Raw genomic sequence first — 2,756 nt, 5'->3', positions numbered from 1 at the left:
AATAAATCGTTAGTAATATTTGAAGAAAGGGTGTATGTGGTGCAAATTACAAAAAGATTAATTAACAAAACAGTTTTATTACTTACTTTAATCATTATGTTATCATCTGTTTTCTCTTTTCAGAGTGTGAAGGCAGTTTCAAATTCGAAAACAACTGAAATTATCATTCATTACAAAGAAAAGCTTGGAAATACAAAAGACTGGAATCTTTGGTTATGGGGAGAAAATGCAAATGGTACATCTTATGAATTTACTGGTGAAGATGAATTTGGAAAATACGCTAAGATAAAAATAGACGGTGACTATAATCGTGTAGGATTTATAGTTCGAACAAATGAATGGGAAAAAGATGGTGGGGATCGTTGGATTGAAAATATAAAGGACGGTCGTGCTGAAGTATGGATTCTTTCGGGTGATGAAAAAGTATATAACTCTAAGCCTTCATCGGATCTCTCAATTCAAAAAGCAACTATTGATAGTTTCAATGAAATTACTGTAACGACTAATGTCCCGTTTCATATTAAGGAAAAGAAAATTGAAATTGAAGGCATTAAAATTAAAAATATTACTCCTTATGATACAAACAGTGGAGATATTACTAATAAGGTTAAAATAATTACGGAACAGAAAATTGATTTAAAACAAACATACAAAGTTAAAATTGAAAACTTAGCTGATACGAATACTGAAATTGGTAAAGTCATTCGTAGCGAAGAATTTGATAATTTATTTTATTATGGTGGCAACGATTTAGGAAATACATATACTCCGCAACATACAAAGTTCCGTTTATGGGCTCCTACTGCAAGCGAAGCGAAGTTAGTTACATATAAAAACTGGAACGATAAAATAGGTGCTGAAATAAACATGCAACAAGGTGAAAAGGGAACTTGGACAGCAGAACTAAAGGGGAACCAAAAAGGGCTCTTTTATACGTATAAGGTCAAAATTGGTGATAAGTGGGCTGAAGCGGTTGATCCATATGTGCGTGCTGCTTCTGTAAATGGCGATAAAGGTGCAGTCGTTAATTTAGAAGAAACAAATCCGAAAAAATGGAAAGCAAACAAAAAGCCAAAATTTAAAAATCCGGAAGATGCTATTATTTATGAGTTACATGTACGCGATCTTTCCATTCAACCTGAAAGTGGTATTAAACAGAAAGGGAAGTATTTAGGTGTAACAGAAAAAGGAACAAAAGGGCCAGGAGGTGTAAAAACAGGACTTGATCATATAAAGGACCTTGGTGTTACTCACGTTCAGTTTTTACCGATATTTGATTATGCTTCAGTAAATGAAGAGACTTTAAATGAACCGCAATATAACTGGGGATATGATCCTAAAAATTTCAACGTTCCAGAAGGCTCCTATTCTACAAATCCTTATGAGCCAACTGTTCGAATAACTGAATTAAAGCAAATGGTTCAAACACTACATGATAATAATCTTCGAGTAGTGATGGATGTAGTATATAACCATATGTATAATGCTGCTGAATCTAATTTTCATAAGTTAGTTCCAGGTTATTATTATCGTTACAATGAAGATGGAACATTTGCAAATGGAACTGGAGTAGGAAATGATACTGCTTCAGAAAGAAAAATGATGAGGAAATTTATGATAGATTCCGTAACATATTGGGCAAAAGAATACAATTTAGATGGATTCCGTTTTGATTTAATGGGTATTCATGATTATGAAACGATGAATGAAATACGTAAAGCTGTTAATCAAATTGACCCTTCTATTATACTACACGGAGAAGGATGGGATTTAAATACACCTCTTGCAGCTGAGTTGAAAGCAAATCAAAAAAATGCAGAGAAAATGAAAGGGATTGCTCATTTTAACGATAATATACGTGATGGGTTGAAAGGTAGTGTATTTGAGGAAAAGGAAAATGGTTTTGTAAATGGAAAGCAAAACATGGAAGATCGTATTAAAAAAGGCATTACAGCAGGTATTGACTATGATACAAATTCGTCTACCTATCAAGATCCTGAACAGGTATTAACTTATGTGGAAGCACATGACAATCATACATTATGGGATAAACTTGAGTTAACTAATCCAGGTGACAGTGAAGAAATGCGAAAACAAATGCACAAATTGTCTTCTTCAATTTTATTAACATCACAAGGGATTCCATTTTTACATGCAGGGCAAGAGTTTATGCGGACAAAATATGGTGATCATAATAGTTACAAATCTCCAGATTCAATTAACCAGATGGATTGGCTGCGCCGTGCAACGTTTAATAATGAAGTAGATTATATGAAGGGTTTAATAGAATTACGCAAAAAGTACTCAGCTTTTCGAATGACATCTGCAGAGCAAATAAAAACACATGTATCATTTATTGATGCTCCGAAAAATACTGTAGCTTATACAATAGAGGGGAATAAAAATGAATACTTTACAGTGGCTCACAATGCAAATAGAGAAGCTGTTGAAATAACACTTCCATCGAAAGGGCCTTGGAAAGTACTAGTAGACGGCAAGCAGGCGGGAAGTAAACCACTTTATGTTGTCCATGACAATAAAATTAAAGTTCCTGCATTAAGTTCATTTGTCTTAAAAACAGAGAAACCGATTAAATAAAAGCGAAGAATGTGGAAATAAATACTGCATTGAGCAAATTTAATAAGGATTGCAAATGAAAAAAGCGAAGTGAAGATTATTCTCACTTCGTTTTTAAAGTTAATGTAATATAATTTCACATACTGTAATTATATTACAATTTAATAAAAGAAATAAGC

Annotated in this window: 1 protein-coding gene; it reads left to right on the top strand. The window is 33.0% G+C overall.

Features of this window, described 5'->3' with window-relative positions; genetic code table 11:
* Positions 1-39: 39 nt before the first annotated feature.
* The gene (gene pulA / locus ABWK52_RS16605) at positions 40-2,598 is read left to right on the top strand and encodes a type I pullulanase (protein WP_084064237.1); all 2,559 of its coding nucleotides are present in this window, start codon (positions 40-42) and stop codon (positions 2,596-2,598) included.
* Positions 2,599-2,756: the final 158 nt, after the last annotated feature.

Source organism: Bacillus sp. AP50 (assembly GCF_040492675.1).
In the GTDB taxonomy this organism is placed as follows: Bacteria; Bacillota; Bacilli; order Bacillales; family Bacillaceae_G; genus Bacillus_A; species Bacillus_A cereus.
The sequence above is the reverse complement of the archived record's forward strand: the minus strand, read 5'-3'. Positions and strand labels throughout refer to the sequence as shown.